This is a genomic window from Brevundimonas sp. TWP2-1, from assembly GCF_049897645.1.
Taxonomy (GTDB): domain Bacteria; phylum Pseudomonadota; class Alphaproteobacteria; order Caulobacterales; family Caulobacteraceae; genus Brevundimonas.
Map to the genome: position 1 here is coordinate 251,959 of NZ_JAFCWR010000001.1, position 15,014 is coordinate 266,972.

13 protein-coding genes are annotated in these 15,014 nt (G+C 64.4%); 5 read left to right on the top strand and 8 right to left on the bottom strand.

Translation table 11 applies throughout. From position 1 onward, the window contains the following. The first annotated feature begins 29 nt into the window (after positions 1-29). Positions 30-1,658 (top strand): long-chain-fatty-acid--CoA ligase, encoded by a 1,629-nt coding sequence (locus ACP7BH_RS01350; RefSeq protein ID WP_425984332.1) that lies wholly within the window; start codon positions 30-32, stop codon positions 1,656-1,658. A 16-nt stretch (positions 1,659-1,674) separates the two neighbouring features. After that, positions 1,675-2,343, top strand: coding sequence for a DUF1499 domain-containing protein (locus ACP7BH_RS01355; RefSeq protein ID WP_425984330.1), 669 nt, complete (start codon positions 1,675-1,677; stop codon positions 2,341-2,343). Here ACP7BH_RS01355 and ACP7BH_RS01360 read toward each other — a convergent pair. After that, a complete protein-coding gene (locus ACP7BH_RS01360) occupies positions 2,340-3,242 on the bottom strand; it encodes an MBL fold metallo-hydrolase (protein WP_425984328.1) in 903 nt (300 codons plus the stop codon). The two genes, ACP7BH_RS01355 and ACP7BH_RS01360, sit on opposite strands and share 4 nt — an antisense overlap. 66 nt (positions 3,243-3,308) lie before the next feature. On the opposite strand from ACP7BH_RS01360, the gene ACP7BH_RS01365 reads away from it, so the two are divergent. Then, the gene (locus ACP7BH_RS01365) at positions 3,309-3,455 is read left to right on the top strand and encodes a hypothetical protein (RefSeq protein WP_425984326.1); all 147 of its coding nucleotides are present in this window, start codon (positions 3,309-3,311) and stop codon (positions 3,453-3,455) included. Positions 3,456-3,461: 6 nt separating this feature from the next. On the opposite strand, the gene ACP7BH_RS01370 is transcribed toward ACP7BH_RS01365, so the two are convergent. After that, complete coding sequence (locus ACP7BH_RS01370) at positions 3,462-4,001, bottom strand: hypothetical protein (RefSeq protein ID WP_425984325.1); 540 nt, start codon at positions 3,999-4,001, stop codon at positions 3,462-3,464. 254 nt (positions 4,002-4,255) lie between these two features. Here ACP7BH_RS01370 and ACP7BH_RS01375 point away from each other — a divergent pair, with 254 nt between their 5' ends. After that, the gene (locus ACP7BH_RS01375; RefSeq protein ID WP_425984323.1) at positions 4,256-7,213 is read left to right on the top strand and encodes a TonB-dependent receptor domain-containing protein; all 2,958 of its coding nucleotides are present in this window, start codon (positions 4,256-4,258) and stop codon (positions 7,211-7,213) included. A gap of 138 nt (positions 7,214-7,351) precedes the next feature. Beyond that, on the top strand, positions 7,352-7,906 hold the full coding sequence (locus ACP7BH_RS01380) for a hypothetical protein (RefSeq protein ID WP_425984321.1): 555 nt from the start codon (positions 7,352-7,354) through the stop codon (positions 7,904-7,906). A gap of 48 nt (positions 7,907-7,954) precedes the next feature. On the opposite strand, the gene metH is transcribed toward ACP7BH_RS01380, so the two are convergent. The 6 genes from metH to ACP7BH_RS01410 are packed head-to-tail and all read right to left on the bottom strand — an operon-like array spanning position 7,955 to position 14,921. Next, positions 7,955-10,621 carry a methionine synthase gene (metH, locus tag ACP7BH_RS01385; protein WP_425984319.1) on the bottom strand — a complete coding sequence of 889 codons (2,667 nt, stop codon included), beginning with the start codon at positions 10,619-10,621 and terminating at the stop codon, positions 7,955-7,957. Next, positions 10,621-11,082, bottom strand: a complete 462-nt coding sequence (locus tag ACP7BH_RS01390) for a hypothetical protein (RefSeq protein WP_425984317.1) — start codon at positions 11,080-11,082, stop codon at positions 10,621-10,623. The genes metH and ACP7BH_RS01390 overlap by 1 nt, the downstream gene beginning before the upstream one ends. Further along, complete coding sequence (locus ACP7BH_RS01395; protein ID WP_425984315.1) at positions 11,079-12,161, bottom strand: homocysteine S-methyltransferase family protein; 1,083 nt, start codon at positions 12,159-12,161, stop codon at positions 11,079-11,081. The genes ACP7BH_RS01390 and ACP7BH_RS01395 overlap by 4 nt, the downstream gene beginning before the upstream one ends. Next, positions 12,158-13,021 (bottom strand): subclass B3 metallo-beta-lactamase, encoded by an 864-nt coding sequence (gene bla / locus ACP7BH_RS01400; protein WP_425984313.1) that lies wholly within the window; start codon positions 13,019-13,021, stop codon positions 12,158-12,160. The genes ACP7BH_RS01395 and bla overlap by 4 nt, the downstream gene beginning before the upstream one ends. After that, entirely contained in the window at positions 13,018-13,962 is a 945-nt protein-coding gene (gene metF, locus ACP7BH_RS01405) for a methylenetetrahydrofolate reductase [NAD(P)H] (protein ID WP_425984311.1), read from the bottom strand. Before metF ends, bla begins: the two co-directional genes overlap by 4 nt. Further along, positions 13,962-14,921: an ArsR/SmtB family transcription factor gene (locus ACP7BH_RS01410; protein ID WP_425984309.1), complete on the bottom strand. Its 960-nt coding sequence runs from the start codon at positions 14,919-14,921 to the stop codon at positions 13,962-13,964. Before ACP7BH_RS01410 ends, metF begins: the two co-directional genes overlap by 1 nt. Positions 14,922-15,014: the final 93 nt, after the last annotated feature.

Genomic DNA, 15,014 nt, shown 5'->3' on the forward strand with positions numbered 1-15,014 from the left:
TCAGACGCAACCAAGGAACAGGAAACGATATGCTGGGCTTGATGCAGGACTGGCCGCTGACGGTCGACAAGATCATCGACCACGCCAAGAACTGGCATGGCGACCGCGAGGTGGTGACCCGCTCGGTCGAGGGCCCCATCGTCCGCACGACCTATGCCCATATCCACGAACGCGCCAAACGCGTGTCCAGCGCCCTGAAGGCCTGGGGGATCAAGCCGGGCGACCGCGTCGCCACCCTGGCCTGGAACACCGCCAACCATATCGAGGCCTGGTACGGCATCATGGGCATCGGCGGGGTGTGCCACACCCTGAACCCCCGCCTGTTCCCGGAACAACTGATCTACATCATCAACCACGCCGAAGACCGGATCATCTTCGTCGATCTGACCTTCGTGCCGCTGCTGGAAGCCATCCTGCCGCACATCCCCAAGGTCGAGCGCGTCGTCATCATGACCGACGCCGCCCACATGCCGCAGACCAAGCTGCCCAAGGCCGTGGCCTATGAGGACGCCATCGCCGGTCAGTCGACCGACGTCGTCTGGGGCGACTTCGAGGAAAACACCGCCTGCGGCCTCTGCTACACCTCGGGCACGACGGGCCATCCCAAGGGGGTGCTGTATTCGCACCGCTCCAACTTCCTGCACACCTTCATGGGGCTTCAGGCCACCGTCATGGGCGCCACGCCCAAGGAGGTGATCCTGCCGGTCGTGCCGATGTTCCACGCCAACGCCTGGGGCATCGCCTTCGCCGGCCCCGCCGCCGGGACCAAACTGGTCATGCCGGGCGCAAAAATGGACGGTCAGTCGATCTATGAACTGATCGAACAGGAAGGCGTCACCTTCTCGGCCGCCGTGCCCACCGTCTGGCAGGGGCTGTTCGCCCATATGAAACAGCACGGCCTGGGCTTCTCGACCCTGAAGCGCGTGCTGATCGGCGGCTCGGCCTGCCCCGAAAGCCTGATCCGCGGCTTCCAGGACGATTTCGGCGTCGAGGTCACCCATGCCTGGGGCATGACCGAAACCTCGCCCATCGGCACCATCGCCAACCTGCCGCCCGAGATCCTGCGTCTGCCGTATGACGAGCAGATGAAATACCGCCTGAAACAGGGCACGCCGCCGCTGGGCATCGAACTGAAGCTGAAGGACGAGGCCGGGGCCGAACTGCCGCACGACGGCGCCACCTTCGGCCGCCTGATGGTCAAGGGACCGACCATCAGCAACACCTACTTCAAGGAAGAAGGCTCGATCCTGGACGACGAAGGCTTCTTCGACACCGGCGACGTGGCGACGGTGGACGAGAGGGGCTTCATGCAGATCACCGACCGCGCCAAGGACGTGATCAAGTCGGGCGGCGAGTGGATCAGCTCCATCGAGATCGAGAACATCGCCATCGGCCATCCCAAGGTCGAGATCGCCGCCGTCATCGGCGCCGCCCACGCCAAATGGGACGAGCGGCCGGTCCTGATCCTCAAGCTCAAGCCAGACCATGCGCTGGACAAGCAGGAACATCTCGACTTCCTGCAGGGCAAGATCGCCAAATGGTGGATGCCGGACGACGTGGTCGCCGTAGAGGACATACCGCTGGGCGCCACGGGCAAGATCGACAAGAAGCTTCTGCGCGAGCGGATGAAGGACTACCGTCTGCCTGCCGTCGTCTGACCGAACCGGAGCCTGAATGCCGACCAGAAAGCCTGTCCCCGCCGTCCTGCCGTGGTTGACGGCGCTTGCGGCGGCGCCGGTGGTGCTGATCGTGGCGGCCGTCGCGGCGACGCGATTCGGCGGCGTCGATCTGTCTGTCAGCTACGACCTGCTGACCTGGACGGTGGCGCGCATCCTGGCCTGGATCGGTCTGGCGGGCGCCCTGGCGGCGGCGGTGCTGGCGCTGCGCGACTTGAAGGGCAGGGGGATCTACGCCCTGGCCGCCCTGGTCCTGGCCGGCGCGACGGTGGGCGGTTTCGTCTTGCGTCAGGGCCAGGACGCCGCGCCGAACCCGCGTGACTTGACCACCCATGTCGAGGAACCGCCGGCCTTCTCGCGCGCCGCCCAGCATCGCGGATCGACGCCCCAGACCTGTCCTGACCTGAACGCCATCCCGACCCAGGTCCTGGCCCAGCAGGCGACCTCGGCTTTGGTCGACGCCGGTTTTGTGATCACCCGCGCCACCACCTTCCAGGTCGAGGCCGTCCATGAGGGCGCGTGGTTCGGCTTCGTCACCGACGCCGTCGTGCGCATCCGCCCCGGCCGCACCGACATCCGCGTCGCCGCCCGCGACGCCCGCCCCGACGGCGGCGCCACCTGCCGTCTTGCAACCAAGATCGCCCGGAACCTGGAGGCTGAACGCTAGACCAGACGAAAGCGAGCCGTCAGACCGGGCTCGACATCGCTGACGGCCGCTCCATCCTCGACCAGCTTGATCAGATGGGCCAGCACCGACAGCGACGCCGCCGGCCATAGCCGCTGATCGACGGCGGCGTACAGAACCGGCACCATCTCGGCGACCGTCCGATCCCCCGCCGCCAGCCTCCGAACGATCTGCGCCTCCCGCTCCAGCCGATGGGCGCGATACGCCTCCAGAAACGGCCGCACCTCAGTCACCGGCGCCCCGTGCGTCGGCCACAGTACGTCGAACTCCCGCGCGATGACCGCGTCCAGACTGGTCAGATACTGGCGCATATTCCCATCGGGCGGCGCCACGACCGTCGTCGACCAGCCCATCACATGATCGCCGCAGAACAGGGCGTTCTCCTCGCGCAGGACGAAGGCCATGTGATTTGACGCATGACCCGGCGTGAGCATCGCCTCGATCGTCCAGCAGTCGCCTTCGATCGCTTCGCCTCCCGTCAGCACGACATCGGGCGCAAACTCGGCATCGTGATCCTCGTCCAGGGCGCCCGACGCATGCGTCTCTCGCACCGGAGGCCGGGCCGCCAGAACCCGCGCCCCCGTCGCCTCAGCGAACGGCCTCGCCAGCGGCGCATGATCCCGATGCGTATGCGTCACAAGCACATGGCTGACCCGCCGTCCCTCGACCGCCGCCATCAACGCCGCCAGATGCGCCTGATCCAGCGGCCCCGGATCGATCACCGCGACCTCGGCCCCCGCGCCAGGCCGCCCGACGATATAGGTCCCCGTCCCGGTGAAGGTGAACGGCCCCGGATTGTCGGCGATCACGCGCTGGATCAACGGCGAGACCTGATTGCGCCGCCCATAGGCGAAGTCGAACGCCCGGACGAAGGGGATCATCTCGACGGCTCCGTGTGGCGCAGAGCTTGCGTTAACGCCTCGGTAATCATGCTTGGAGCGCCCGCCATGGCCCGTTCGATCGCCTTCGCTGTATCAAATCGGCTCCCGCTCGTCGCGACCGTCTTCCTCTGTCTCGCCGCGGTGCAACTGATCGCCGCCTCCTGCACCCCCGAACCCGCGCCCTATGCGGCGCGGGCAGTGATCGAGCGCTGAACGCGACTATTCGCGGCGGACACGGAAGGGCGGATCGTTCGCCACCTTCATCATATAGCTTCCAAGCGCCGCCCGACGCACGGTCACCGGATATTGCCGGTTGGCCGAGAAAAGCACCTCCACCCCATCAGTCTTTCGCCACGTCGACCCGTCATCCAGCATGATCGACCATTCGCCCCTGCCAAGATTCCTGGCCGAGGTCATAGTGGCGGAGATGGATTCCAGGTTGTCCGCCCGACCCGAATTCTCAAACGGGTTCAGCGCCGAGACGTTGAAGCCGAACAACCGGCGCTGATTCTGCTCGACGTCCTGCCGACTGACGACGGCGACCTCTCCAGCTGCCGCCAATCGGGTTGCGGCGGCGTCGAAGCACGCCAATCTCGCAACATCGGCCTCGATCTGGCGGCAGCGAGTGACCGTCCCGATCAGGTCGTTTCCGGTGGTCGCGTTATTTTGTCGCGCGTCCGCATGTCCGGCGACCAAACTCGCCGCAATTGCTGACATGATTGCGAGTTTTGATCCGGTTGTCAGGCTAATGTGGGTCATTATGTTCTCGTGAAATTAGTGTGTCGTCCAAGTATATCATTAGAAATCAAGGCGCGTCCGGTGTCTCTGTGGCGACTGTGGTGTGTCGTCTTTGCGACAGGCGTGTCTCCAATGTGTTCAAGCGTCGCCTTCTCGCTGGACTTAGCAGGGTCGTTGGTATGCTCTCCCGTCCAACCGATCGCGTGGTCGGCAAACGGCTATTGATTGAGCGGTTCGTTTCTTAACGACTTTGGCTCTTCCCGGGAGAACAAGCCTTGAACACCAACAGATATCGTCGCGGCCTTCTGGCGACCACGATCATCGGCGGCGCCGCTCTGGCAATGGCCGCTACGCCCTCGTTCGCACAGTCGACTGACGACCAAGCGACCGACGTAGGCGAGATCGTCGTCACCGGTTCGCGCATCGCGCGTCAGGACTATCGTTCGACCAGCCCGATCGTCACTGTCACCGCCCAGGATTTCCAGGCGACCGGCGCCGTCACCATCGACAGCCTGATCAACGACCTGCCTCAGTTCACGCCGTCGATCTCCTCCACCTCGAACAACCCGTCGAATGGTGGCCAGGCTAACATCAACCTGCGCAACCTGGGTTCCAACCGTACGCTGGTCCTGATGAACGGCCGTCGCGTCGTTCCGTCGAACTCGGACGGTTCGGTGGACGTCAACCTGATCCCGACCGCCCTGATCAAAAACATCGAAGTCATCTCGGGCGGCGCCTCGGCGGCCTATGGTTCGGACGCACTGGCCGGCGTCGCCAACTTCATCCTCGACGAGAACTTTTCGGGCGTTCAGGTCGATGCTCAATACGGCGAGACCGACCGTAGCGACGGAAAGACCGAAAGCTACTCGGTCACCGTTGGCGGCAACTTCGACGACGACCGCGGCAACATGGTGCTGTCGCTGGGGCGCTCGACCCGGGATGTCATCTTCAACGCCGCTCGTGAGTTCTCCGCTATCTCGGGTCCCTCGGGCACCTCGCCGCTGGGTTCGACGATCTTTGACGGTAATAATCTGCCCAGCCTGGCAGCAGTTCGCGCCTATTTCGGCAATGCGACCTTGTCTAACACTGGCGCCTTCGGCTTCAATGACGACAACTCGCTATTCTCGTATACAGGCAAGTTGAACGTCAAGAATCCGGCTGGTGCTGGAAACGAATACACGGCTCCAGGCGCTGACTATACGTTCAACACCGGTCCGCTGAACTACTTGCAGCTGCCGCTTGAGCGCTACAACGTCTACGGCGGCGGTCGTTACAAGATCAACGAAAACGCCGAAGTCTATGCGAATGCATTGTTCACACAGTACATCGCCGACACCGAACTGGCCGCCAGCCCGGCAGCGAGCGGCACCGGATTCCGCGTTCCCGCGACCAACCCGTTCATCACTGCTGATCTGCGGGGCCTGCTGAACACGCGCGCCAACCCGAACGGTTCGTTCCTGCTCAACAAGCGTTTCACCTCGCTGGGCGGCCGTCACTCGACGGAAGAGTACAACATCTACCAAATCACGACGGGCGTCCGTGGTCAGGTTCCGCAAAGCAGCTGGACCTATGACGTCTACGGTTCGTATGGTCGCGTTTCGAATACGACCACGCAGACGGGCAACGTGTCGCGCTCTTCGGTTCAGCGCCTGCTGGACGCGGCGGACGGCGGCGCCAGCCTTTGCGCAGGCGGCTTCGATCCGTTCGGCGTGACGACCCTGTCGGCCGAGTGCAACAGCTACATCGGTCGCTCGGCTCGCAACTCCACTGTCACGGAACAGCGCGTCATCGAAGCCTCGCTGCAAGGCAAGGCGTTTGATCTGCCGGCCGGTGAAGTTCGCGTCGCTCTTGGTGCTCAGTATCGCCAGGATGACTTCGCATTCGGCGCCGATTCCTCGCTCGCACAACAGAACGCTGTGACGCCTCACCTTGGCGCCAACGGCCTGCCGGATGGCGGCAATGTCGGCGGTTCGGAAATCGCTGGCTTCAACCCGACGCCTTCGTTGAGCGGCGGCACGAACTCGAAGGAACTGTTCATCGAAGCCCTGGTGCCGCTGCTTGCGGACCTGCCCTTCATCGAGCAACTGGATCTGAACCTCGGCTATCGCTACGCCGACTACAGCACAGCCGGCGGCACCCAAGCCTACCGTGCGGAACTGGACTGGACCGTCGCCGGCGGCCTGCGCGCTCGTGGTGGTTACAGCCGCTCAGTTCGTGCGCCTTCGATCGGCGAGCTGTTTGCGACCGCCAGCACGGACTTCCCGAACATCGGCGCGCCTTCGGCGGCCGGTACGGGCGGCGACCCCTGCGACATCCGCAGCAGCTTCCGTCAAGGTTCGAATGCCGCTGCAGTGCGGGCGCTCTGCCTGGCTCAAGGCGTTTCGTCTCAGGCAATCGATCAGTATACTTATTCGAACAACCAGGTCGAAAGCCGCACAGGCGGTAACCCGGACCTGTTCGAAGAAACCTCGGACAGCTGGTCTGCCGGTCTGGTGTATCAGTCGCAGTTCGCTTCGCCCTGGCTTTCGGGCTTCTCGGCTTCGATCGACTACTACAATATCGAGATCACTGATGCGATCGGGTCCATCGGTGCGCCGGACTCGCTGGCGGGCTGTTTCAACGTCACGGGTGAAAACCCCACGTTCGACGCATCCAACAGCTACTGCCAGCTGTTCCGCCGTGATCCGCTCTCGGGCAACATCGTCGGCGCGATCGAAAACCAGGCCAACCTCGGCATGATCAAAACGTCGGGTATCGACTTCCAGGCTGACTGGGCATTCAACATCGCCGACATCGGTGGTGGTGATTGGGGCCGTCTGAAGTTCAACACGGTCATCAGCTGGCTTGAGAACTATGAAGACAACGTCGTCGAAGGCGGCGTCTTCACCGACCGTACCGGCACCATCGACAGCTCGTTCGGAGAAACCTTCCCCGAATGGAAAGCTCTGAGTTCGGTGACTTGGGCCAGCGGTCCGTTCTCGGTCGGCGCGCGCTGGCGCCGGGTCGGCGAAGTCACGGTGATCAACACCACCGAAGTTCTGCCTTCGATCGACTACTTCGACCTGAACGGTTCGTGGGCCGTCAACGACACGGTCGCCCTGCGCGCCGGCGTCAACAACCTGACCGACGAACAACCCAACGTCTTCGTCCCGGGCGTTCAGGCCAACACCGACCCGTCGACCTATGACGTGCTGGGTCGCCGCTACTATGTCGGTCTGACCGCCAAGTTCTAAGGCCGGTCAACGACACGAGACTGAGGCGGCGGAGCAACGCTCCGCCGCCTTTTTCGTTTAAGCGCCGCCGTAGAAAAACCATCGGCGTGGGCGAGCGTTGATGATCGTCGCCGTTCGCGGCGCTCCTGAAGGAAGACCATGCTCAAACTCCTCGTTCCCGGTATCTCGGCCCTGTCGCTGCTGGCCGCAGGCTCTGTCGTCGCCCAAACCCAAGACGGCCCGATCGTCACGGGCAATCGTTCGGGCGAGACCGCCGACGCGCTGAAGACCCGCGAGGCCATCGCCTATGCACGGCCGCTGCCGCGGGGCGCGCCCAACGCCGACTATCCGCTGGTGGCCTGGTGCGATGCGCTGGTGACGGGGCATGCCGATCTAGGCGACACGCTGCCGACCAAGGCGCCCGAGGATGTGGAACTGGTGCGTCTGGGCCGCTTGGAAGCTCAGGATTTCCGCAGCGCTCTGGTCGTCGCGACGCCGCGTCAGTCAGCAGCGTCCAAGGCCGAGGCAGAACAGGCCGTGGCCGGGGTCAAGGCCCAGTGGGCGACGCTAATGAGCAACCCCGACGCCGAAGCGCGCAGCCAATCTTTCGGCCTGTTCTTCGGTCTGCCCGGTCGTTGCGAACATGCCGCACGGCGTATCCGCAACAATGTCACGACGCCGCCCGCCACGCTGGAAAGCGTCGGCATCAACTAGGCGGGATCGCGCGACCTATCTGACAAACACGGCGGCTTGAGCTTCGGCTCAGGCCGCCGTTTCGCGTTTGGCGGCATAGGGATCGTAGTTGAGGATGGGCGCCAGCCAGCGTTCGGCCGTCGCCACGTTCCAGCCCTTGCGACGGGCGTAGTCCTCGACCTGATCCAGATCGATCTTGCCGACGCCGAAATAGTGGCTGCCCGGATGGCCGAAATAGAGGCCCGAGACCGAGGCCGGGGGCGTCATCGCATAGCTTTCGGTCAGGGCCATGCCGGCGTTGTCCTCGGCCTGTAACAGGCGGAACAGCGTCGCCTTTTCCGTGTGGTCGGGCTGGGCCGGATAGCCGGGGGCGGGTCGGATGCCCTGATACTGTTCGGTGATCAGGTCGTCGATCCCGGTCGCCTCGTCGGCGGCGTAACCCCACAGTTGGGTCCGGACTTCCTTGTGCAGCCGCTCGGCGAAGGCCTCGGCCAGGCGGTCGGCGAGCGACGTGGCCAGGATAGACGAATAGTCGTCGCCGGCGTCCTTGAACCGTTTGGCGACTTCCAGCTCACCATGACCGGCGGTGACGGCGAAGGCGCCGATATAGTCCTCGCCCTCTTCGGCGATGAAGTCGGATAGGGCCAGGTTGGGCTTGCCGTTCGACTTCTTGATCTGCTGGCGCAGGGTGTGGAAGCGGGCGATCTCGGCGTCCCGGCTTTCGTCGGCGAAGACGATGACGTCGTCGCCCTCGGCGCGGGCGGGCCAGAAGCCGACCACGCCCTTGGCCGTGAACCACTTCTCGTCGATGATCCGCTTCAGCATGAGCTTGGCGTCCTCGAACAGGTCGCGCGCAGCCTCGCCGACGATCTCATCTTCGAGGATTAGCGGATAGCGGCCGATCAGCTCCCAGCTGGCGAAGAAGGGGGTCCAGTCGATGTGGTCGGCCAGGTCCTTCAGGTCCCAGGCGTCGAAGGCCTTCACGCCGATGAAGGACGGCTTGCCGGGCAGGGGCTGGGTCGGATCGATGCGGAAGCGGTTCTCGCGCGCCTGGGCCAGGGTGGCGCGGGCCTTCACCTCTTGACCGCGGGCGTATTGCTCGCGGATGCGGATATATTCGTCGCGGGTGGCCGCCTCGTTCTTGGCCCGGTCGGTCTTGGACAGCAGGCCGGAAACCACGCCGACGGCGCGGCTGGCGTCGACGACATAGGTGGTCGAACCCCGGCGATAGGCGGGCTCGATCTTGACCGCCGTATGGGTGCGGCTGGTGGTGGCGCCGCCAATCAGCAGGGGGATGTCGAAGCCGCGCCGCTCCATCTCGGCGCCGACGAAGACCATCTCGTCCAGCGACGGGGTGATCAGGCCGGACAGGCCGATGATATCGACGTTGTGCTCGAGGGCGGCGTCCAGGATGCGGTCGGCCGGGACCATGACGCCCAGGTCGATGACCTCATAGTTGTTACATTGAAGGACGACGCCGACGATGTTCTTGCCGATGTCGTGGACGTCGCCCTTGACCGTGGCCATCAGGATCCGGCCGGCCTGTTCGCGCGGCTTGCCCGCCTTCTCGGCCTCCATGAAGGGCTCCAGCCAGGCGACGGCCTGTTTCATCACGCGGGCGGACTTCACCACCTGGGGCAGGAACATCTTGCCCGAGCCGAACAGGTCGCCGACCACGTTCATCCCGTCCATCAGCGGGCCTTCGATGACGTGCAGGGGGCGGTCGAAGGAGAGGCGGGCTTCTTCCGTGTCGGCGTCGATATATTCGGTGATGCCGTTGACCAGGGCGTGGGCGATACGGGCGGCGACAGGCTGGTCGCGCCATTTCAGATCGACGACGCGGGCGACGCCCTTGTCGCCCTTGTAGTTGGGGGCGATGTCGACAAGGCGTTCGGTGTTCGAGACGTTCGTCCGCTGCGGACGGTTCAGGATCACGTCCTCGACCGCCTCGCGCAGGGTCGGGTCGATGTCGTCATAGACCGGCAGGTCGCCGGCGTTGACGATGCCCATGTCCATGCCCGCCTGGATGGCGTGGTACAGGAAGACGCTGTGGATCGCCCGGCGCACCGGCTCGTTGCCGCGGAAGCTGAACGAGACGTTCGACACCCCGCCCGAGATCCGCGCGTAGGGCAGGGTCGCTTTGATGACCTTTACCGCCTCGATGAAGTCGACGGCGTAGTTGTCGTGTTCCTCGATCCCCGTCGCCACGGCGAAGATATTGGGGTCGAAGATGATGTCCTCGGGCGGGAAGCCGACCTCGTTGACCAGGATATTATAGGCGCGGGTGCAAATCTCGATCTTGCGGGCGGCGGTGTCGGCCTGGCCCACCTCATCGAAGGCCATGACCACGACGGCGGCGCCATAGCGCAGGCATTTGATCGCATGGTCGCGGAAGGCCTGTTCGCCCTCCTTCATGCTGATGGAGTTGACGATGGGTTTGCCTTGGACGCACTTCAGGCCCGCCTCGATCACCTCCCATTTGGAGCTGTCGATCATCACCGGCACGCGGGCGATGTCGGGCTCGGCCGCGATCAGGTTCAGAAAGGTCCGCATGGCGACGACGCCGTCCAGCAGGCCCTCGTCCATATTGATGTCAATGATCTGGGCGCCGGCCTCGACCTGTTGCCGGGCGACGTCCAGGGCGGCCGAATAGTCGCCCTCGACCACCAGCTTGCGGAATTTGGCCGAGCCGGTGACGTTGGTTCTTTCACCGACGTTGATGAAGGTGGGGCGCATCAGGCAGACTCGACTACGAGGATAGGCAACCGGTTTCGCTGCCAAAGGCTTTTTTTGATCGACCGGGCGCGGCGCCATGACGTGATGGCTACAGCACTGGTCGTGACGGCTTTTTTGAAGCCCCGACTATCCAGGAATATCCAGGAGCGTGTCGGATAGCCTTTGGGACCGCTGACAGAGACGCCTCGGCCCGCAATGACCGCATCGCAAAGAGCGAGTGCCTCTTCGACGTCGCGATCATTTCTGAGCAGTTGGAAGTCCAGGCCTTGGCCGCAGCTCAGGCTTAGTTCGAAGCTACCGAGGCGCGCGTCCAGAAGAGACATGTCGCCGCCGTCCCCCATTCGGAGAAGAATATATTTCTTAGATTCGTGATCGATCGCGCAGGCTGGGCTGCTTGCCGCGAGTTTTCGGAGTTCGATACGCAACCGCTCGAACGCCTCAACCTCTGCGGTCTTGCTCACGCCACCATCTCGAACGGTTCCAGCCCCGACAGACGCAGAGCCACCGGCCGTTCCGGAATCGCGCGCGGCTTGAGCGGCGCGACCTCTTCGGCGACGTGCTTGATGTGGTCCGGCGTCGTGCCGCAGCAGCCGCCGACGATGTTGACCAGGCCGGAGGCGGCCCATTCCTCGATGAAGTGGGCGGTCTCGTGTGGTTCCTCGTCGTACTGGCCCATGGCGTTGGGCAGGCCGGCGTTGGGATAGGCGGCGACCAGGGTGTCGGCGACGCGGCTAAGCTCGGCGATGAAGGGGCGCATCAGGTCGGCGCCCAGGGCGCAGTTGAACCCGACGGCGAAGGGTTTGGCGTGGCGCACGCTGTTCCAGAAAGCCTCGGCGGTCTGGCCCGACAGGGTGCGGCCCGAGCGGTCGGTGATGGTGCCGCTGATCCATATGGGCAGGGCGTCCATGCCCTCGTCTTCCAGGTCCTTGATCGCCTTGATCGCGGCCTTGCAGTTCAGCGTGTCGGTGATGGTTTCGATCAGATACAGATCGACGCCGCCCTCGTTCAGCGCCTTCACCTGATGGCGATAGGCCTCATAAACCTGATCGAAGGTCACCAGCCGCGCGCCGGGGTCGTTCACGTCGGACGACATCGACAGCATCTTGTTCAGCGGGCCGATCGAACCGGCGGCGAAGCGCGGCTTGTGCGGCTCCTTTTCCGTCCAGCGGTCGGCGGCGGCGCGGGCCAGTTTGGCGCCTTCCAGATTGATGTCCCACACCGCCTGGGCGTCGAGGGCGTAGTCCTCCTGGGCGATGGTGGTGCCGGAGAAGGTGTTGGTCTCGCTGATATCTGCGCCCGCGCCGTAATATTGGTCGTGCAGGTCCAAGATGATGTCCGGGCGGGTGATGCAGAGGATGTCGTTGTTCCCCTTCATCTGGTGCTTCTCGTCATAGCCGTTGGCGGCGACGAAACGGTCGGCGCGGAAGTCGGCTTCGGACAGGCCGCGCCGCTGGATCATCACGCCCCAACTGCCGTCGAGGACCAGGATCCGTTCCTTGGCCGCCTGATGCAGGGCGGCGATGCGTTCGGCGCGGGTCATCGATTGGCTTCCTGACGTGCGAGGTTCGCCTCGAAAGCGGCTCTCAGTTCATGCGAGAGGGCGGGGAGGGCGCCTCGATCAACGAATGCGGCGGCGTCGCCAGCCTGCTGTCGCCGGCGACGTTCAAACAGATCCACCAGGCCCGGATGGTTCGCCAGCAAAATATCGACATGCATCCTGTCCAACCGGTCGAACGTGGAGCGGAAGTCCGACACGATTTGGGGATATTCCGTGTTGTCGACCAAGGTCGCCCCGGCCACGCTGGCGCTGCAGAAGAACAGGACCGTCAGGGTCTTATCCTGCTGCTCGACCGGCACGCTCCAGCTTGTGCATCCGGCGGTGTGACCGGGCGTGACGCGCGCCGTTAGGATCGTACCGCCCAACTCCACCGTATCGCCGTCTCGGACTACGCGATCGACGGTGATGGCCGAAAAACGTCCTTCGTAGTTGGCCAGACCGATATGGCGCCCACTCTCCAATGCCGGCTTATCACCCTCGCTGGCGACGACTTGGGCGCCGGTGGCGGCTTTCAGCGCGGCCATGCCGCCAGCGTGGTCGAAATGGGCGTGACTATTCAACAGCAATTTCACGTCAGCCGGATCGAAGCCGAGCTTACGGATCGACGCCAGGATCAGCGGCGCGCTTTCGGGCAGACCGCCGTCGATCAGAATATGGCCTTGCGGCGTCGTAATAAGGTAGGCCGAGACCCCTTCAACGCCGACATAGTTCACATTGCCGGCCACATTGAAGGGTTGGACCGGTCTGTTCCATTCGATCCGTTCCTCGGCGGTTTGGGCCGTAGCGGAAAGCGGCGAGTAAACAAGAGCGACGGCGAAGGCGGCGACCGAAAGCAACTTCATACGACGGCGCTCCTGGTTTCACGCACGCCCAGAACGCGGCAGATCGCATAGACCAGATCGGCGCGGTTCAGGGTGTAGAAGTGGAAGTCGGAGAAGCCCTCTTCCTGCAGACGCGCGCAGGTTTCGGCGGCGACCGAGGCGGCGAGCAAGCGTCGGGTTTCCGGGTCGTCGTCCAGCCCGTCGAAATGGGCCTTCAGCCAATCGGGGATGCTGGTCCCACAGGCGCTGCACATCCGGGTCAGGCCGGCGAAGTTGGACACAGGCATGACGCCAGGGATCAGGGGAATGGTCACCCCCGCCGCCCGCACCCTGTCGCGGAAACGCAGGAAGGCGTCGATGTCGAAGAAGAACTGGCTGACGGCGCGGGTGGCGCCGGCATCGACCTTGGCCTTCAGCACCTCGATGTCGTGGTCGATGGAGGGGCTCTCGGGGTGGCGTTCTGGGTAGGCGCCGACGGTGACGTCGAAGCCACCGGCGCGGCTGATGGCCTGGGTCAGTTCGGTGGCGTTGGCGTAGCCGTCTGAGCGAGGTTGATAGACGCCGCCGATGCCGGAACCGCCCGGCGGATCGCCGCGCAGGGCGACGATGTGATCGACGCCGATGGTCTTGTAGCCCGCGATGACCTCATCAACTTCTTCGCGGCTGGCCTCGACGCAGGTCAGGTGGGCGGCAGGGCGAAGCGAGGTCTCGGTGATGATGCGCTGGACTGTGCGGTGGGTCCGCTCACGCGTCGAGCCCCCGGCGCCGTAGGTGACCGAAACGAAGGCGGGGTTCAGCGGCTCCAGGCGTCGGATCGCCTTCCACAGATTGGCCTCTGCCTCGTCGGTCTTGGGCGGGAAGAACTCGAACGAGACGCGCACGTCGTCGCGGTTGGACCCGGCGCGAGCGACAGGGCCCAGGGGCGACAGCAGCAGGGCGCGAGCGTCAGCTAAGGAAGCCATCAGGCGGTCTTTCTGTCCTGGACGCGGCGTTCCGCCGTCCAGATGGTCACGGTCAGGCCCTCGGCGTCGTGCGGCAGGGCGATGGGGGCGGAGGGCGTCAGGCCGCCGTCCAGCAGCCAGCCGTTGATCTCGCTGTCAGCGAAACCCAGGCGGCGATGCTGATGCGCTTCCCGCATATGTTCGAAGTCGTGGGGAGCGAAGTCGATGATGACCAGGCGGCCGTTCGGGCTGACCAGGCGGGCGGCCTCGGCGACGGCGGCGGACGGGTCGGACAGGTAGTGCAGCACCTGATGCACGATCACCAGATCGGCGCTGGCCGCGGGCAGGCGGGTGGCGAATATGTCGCCGTGGCGCAGCTCGACCTTGTCCAGCCCGGCCTTGGTGACATTGGTGCGGGCGATGTTCAGCATGTTCTGGCTGAGGTCCAGCCCGACCGACATCTTGGCCTTTTTGCCGAACAGGGTCAGCATCCGACCCGAGCCGGTGCCAAGATCGACGACGCGTTCGAACGGGCCGGGGCCGACGGCCTTTTCCAGGGCGGCTTCGACGGCGGTCTCGCTGACGTAGAGCGAGCGCAGGCGATCCCACTGGGGCGCGATCTGTTCGAAATAGCTGACGGCGGCTTCCTCGCGGTCCTTGCGAACCTCGTCGAGGCGGCGGTGATCGGCCTCGCCTGCATCGTCAGCCAGAATGTCGAGCACCGTGTCGATCAGGCGGCGTGCCTGGGCGTCGTGCGACAGGCGATAATAGACGCGGGCGCCGTCCGGGAAGCGTTCGATCAGCCCGGCGTCTGTCATCAGCTTCAGATGGCGCGACACGCGCGGCTGGCTCTGGTCCAGGATGCGCGACATCTCCATGACCGAAAGCTCTTCGCCGGCCAGCAGCGACAGGATGCGCAGGCGGGTGGGTTCTCCGGCCGCGCGCAGGGCTTCGACAGTCTGATCAGCGGACAGGCTCATATGTTCATATAAAGATATCCTTATATGATTTGGCAAGCGAAATCGCTTCCTTGACGGGGCCGCGACGGGAATAGTTCGTGCGTGCGTTCAAGA

Bases quoted from the DNA above. Each gene is read 5' to 3' on its own strand.
- ACP7BH_RS01350 (WP_425984332.1), top strand. From the start codon at position 30: ATGCTGGGCTTGATGCAGGACTGGCCGCTGACGGTCGACAAGATCATC.
- ACP7BH_RS01355 (WP_425984330.1), top strand. From the start codon at position 1,675: ATGCCGACCAGAAAGCCTGTCCCCGCCGTCCTGCCGTGGTTGACGGCG.
- ACP7BH_RS01360 (WP_425984328.1), bottom strand. From the start codon at position 3,242: ATGATCCCCTTCGTCCGGGCGTTCGACTTCGCCTATGGGCGGCGCAAT.
- ACP7BH_RS01365 (WP_425984326.1), top strand. From the start codon at position 3,309: ATGGCCCGTTCGATCGCCTTCGCTGTATCAAATCGGCTCCCGCTCGTC.
- ACP7BH_RS01370 (WP_425984325.1), bottom strand. From the start codon at position 4,001: ATGACCCACATTAGCCTGACAACCGGATCAAAACTCGCAATCATGTCA.
- ACP7BH_RS01380 (WP_425984321.1), top strand. From the start codon at position 7,352: ATGCTCAAACTCCTCGTTCCCGGTATCTCGGCCCTGTCGCTGCTGGCC.
- metH (WP_425984319.1), bottom strand. From the start codon at position 10,621: ATGCGCCCCACCTTCATCAACGTCGGTGAAAGAACCAACGTCACCGGC.
- ACP7BH_RS01395 (WP_425984315.1), bottom strand. From the start codon at position 12,161: ATGACCCGCGCCGAACGCATCGCCGCCCTGCATCAGGCGGCCAAGGAA.
- bla (WP_425984313.1), bottom strand. From the start codon at position 13,021: ATGAAGTTGCTTTCGGTCGCCGCCTTCGCCGTCGCTCTTGTTTACTCG.
- metF (WP_425984311.1), bottom strand. From the start codon at position 13,962: ATGGCTTCCTTAGCTGACGCTCGCGCCCTGCTGCTGTCGCCCCTGGGC.
- ACP7BH_RS01410 (WP_425984309.1), bottom strand. From the start codon at position 14,921: ATGAGCCTGTCCGCTGATCAGACTGTCGAAGCCCTGCGCGCGGCCGGA.